Origin of the sequence: Pseudorhodobacter sp., from assembly GCF_030452865.1 — a bacterium.
Taxonomy (GTDB): Bacteria; Pseudomonadota; Alphaproteobacteria; order Rhodobacterales; family Rhodobacteraceae; genus Pseudorhodobacter.
This window is the reverse complement of sequence record NZ_JAKDLJ010000435.1, coordinates 1-2,850: the sequence shown is the minus strand read 5'-3', so window position 1 is coordinate 2,850 and position 2,850 is coordinate 1. Positions and strand designations below refer to the sequence as shown.

Annotated in this window: 2 protein-coding genes and 1 pseudogene; all 3 read left to right on the top strand. The window is 56.6% G+C overall.

All coding sequences use genetic code 11. The features are described 5' to 3' along the window. Positions 1–390 (top strand): annotated as a pseudogene (locus L0H65_RS17640) (ABC transporter ATP-binding protein); the annotation flags it as partial. 526 nt (positions 391–916) lie between these two features. Continuing rightward, complete coding sequence (locus L0H65_RS17635) at positions 917–1,828, top strand: LysR substrate-binding domain-containing protein (protein WP_301460530.1); 912 nt, start codon at positions 917–919, stop codon at positions 1,826–1,828. A 127-nt stretch (positions 1,829–1,955) separates the two neighbouring features. Next, a partial coding sequence (locus tag L0H65_RS17630) for an aldehyde dehydrogenase family protein (protein ID WP_301460529.1) occupies positions 1,956–2,850 on the top strand: 895 nt, incomplete at its 3' end.

Genomic DNA, 2,850 nt, shown 5'->3' with positions numbered 1-2,850 from the left:
ACCCGAAAGGTTCACCCTAAACCCGATCCATCAAATGCCGGGACTGAACACATTGGCTTCGTGTTCCCGTTCTATAACCTGATGCCCGGCACAACCGCGCATGAAAATGTCGAACTGGTGACCGAGATTGCCGATGATCCGATGGACATGGATGAGGCATTGGCGATGGTCGGCTTGAAAGAGCGGGTCGATCATTTCCCCTCGCAGATGTCTGGCGGTGAACAGCAGCATGTCGCCATTGCCCGCGCCGTGGCCAAGAACCCCTAGGTGTGGTTTTGCGATGAACCGACCGGTGCACTTGACAGCAAAACCGGCAGGGCTGTGCTGAATATGCTGCGCGACCTCAATGAAAAACTGGGAGCGATGGCGCTGATCGTATCGTTGGCCTCGCACATCTTCACCCAAGCAGACTCCGACGCCACGATCTATGAACTTAAACGCGCAACGGGCGTCTTGCTGGTGGAGCCTGCGCGGGTCGTGCCCACGGTGCTGAAGAGCGGGCTTTACAGCTATCGCGGCGCGATTAAGGGGTTGACCGAGGTACCGCAGCCGCTGCAGCATCGCAAACATGCGCCGATGTTGGAAAATATGGTTCGCCGGTTGCCACACTCAGTATACCCTTGCCCGCGGCGCGCATCGTTGCAGCAGCTTCGGAAGTCTGCACAATTTCGGACATGGCGATGGCTGCGATGCGATTTGCACGCAGGAATGACCAACTTGGGGCTAAGGTGGTCATTTGGAACTCTTTTGGCGGTTTTGCTAAGGGAATGAATACGCCTAAAACACATTTGGAAAAATCATTGTTATTGTATTCGTCGATGATCTGACCGCATGATTGAACGGAACCGGACAATGGTGTCCTTTGGGACATTTGTCTGAATCCGCAAAAGCGTGAACGCGGCCGGAAAACACATAGATGAAAAACTCAAACATCAACACGCAGCGACGCTATTTGCCTTCCAACGCGGTACTACGCAGCTTTGAATGTGCTGCGCGCCATGAAAGCTTTACGCTTGCCGCACAGGAGCTGCACCTGACACAAAGCGCGGTCAGTCGGCAGGTTAAGGAACTGGAAGATATCATAGGAGCAGCCCTCTTTCGCAGGGTTGGGCGCCGGGTTGTTTTAACCCCCGCCGGGCGGAATTTTGTGGATGAGCTTTCGATCGACCTTGAGAACATCCGACAGACGGTGATGCGGGCAATATCGGCGGGCGGGACGGGAGCTGCCATACGAGTTGCCACTCTTCCTGCTTTTGCCAGCCGTTGGCTGATACCGCGTTTGTCTGGGTTTCTGACACTGCACCCTGAGATTGAGTTCAGCTTTGCCACAAGGCTGGAGCCGTTTGACATGGCGCGGGAACATTTTGATCTGGCGGTTCATTTCGGAAAAGCGGATTGGCCGGGCACCGATATGGAGCATTTGTGTTCGGAAACAATGATCGCAGTCGCGTCACCATCATTCAAGGCCAAGCATCACATCACCTCTATTGCCGGGCTGGTCGATGCACCCCTGTTGCAGTTGGAAACGCGGCCAGCGATGTGGCAAGAGTATTTTGATCGTGCCAACATCGAAACCAAGACGGCCCGCACCGGTAAGTCTTTCGATCAATTCACCCTGTTGATCGCGGGGGCAGTGGCATCGCTTGGCGCTGCATTGCTGCCAACTTACCTGATTGAGCAGGAGATTGCCGATGGCAGCCTTGTGACGCTGGACAAGGCAACTTTGACGACCGGCAACAATTACTACCTCGTCACGCCGGAAGACGCCGGAAATGCAGATGTGGCCCTGTTTACGGCGTGGATGCAACGATGCGTCGGTCAGAAATAACCAGTTCGTTCTTGTCATGGGTTCATTCGTATTTAGTGATTTTTTCTTGACCATGACTCGGGTATTTTGTCCGCCAATGGTGCCAGCACCAAGGTGCCCGATTTTCTGAAATTGATGGAGATGCGTTATGGACGTGGCAAAACTGACCGAAGAGACACTGAACCGGATCGGCGTTGACAAGGCGGCCTGGACCTCTGGGGGGCTTGTTGTAGAAAGCCCGGTGACCGGTGAAAAGATTGCAAATGTCCCCATGACCAGCATTGCCGAAGTCGGGGATGTAGTGGCCGGCGCGCGCGAGGCGTTCCTTGAATGGCGCAAGGTTCCGGCACCGCGCCGCGGTGAATTGATCCGCCTTTTGGGCGAAGAACTGCGCGCTTCCAAGGACGATCTGGGCAAGATGGTGTCGATCGAGGCCGGGAAATCGGTTTCCGAAGGCCTTGGCGAAGTGCAGGAGATGATCGACATCTGCGACTTCGCCGTGGGCCTTTCGCGTCAGTTGTATGGTCTGACCATTGCAACCGAGCGTCCGGGCCACCGGATGATGGAACAGTGGCACCCGCTTGGTGTTGTTGGCGTGATCTCGGCGTTCAACTTTCCGGTGGCGGTCTGGTCGTGGAACACGGCGCTGGCGCTGGTTTGCGGCAACTCGGTGATCTGGAAACCGTCTGAGAAATCGCCGCTAACCGCACTGGCGTCGATGGCAATCCTGCGCCGGGCGCTGGACCGGTTCGGAGATGCGCCAAAAGGGTTGGTGTCGGTGATCAACGGGCGCGGCGATGTCGGTGCGGCGCTGGTCGAAAACCGCGATGTTGCGCTGATTTCCGCAACCGGGTCGACCCGCATGGGCCGTATTGTCGGCCCGAAAGTTGCCGAACGGTTTGGTCGCACTATTCTTGAACTGGGCGGCAATAACGCGGGCATCGTGGCCCCCAGTGCCGATCTGGATATGACGCTGCGCGGCGTTGCCTTTGGCGCGATGGGAACCGCTGGTCAGCGCTGCACCACCTTGCGGCGTCTGTTCG

Bases quoted from the DNA above. Each gene is read 5' to 3' on its own strand.
- L0H65_RS17635 (WP_301460530.1), top strand. From the start codon at position 917: ATGAAAAACTCAAACATCAACACGCAGCGACGCTATTTGCCTTCCAAC.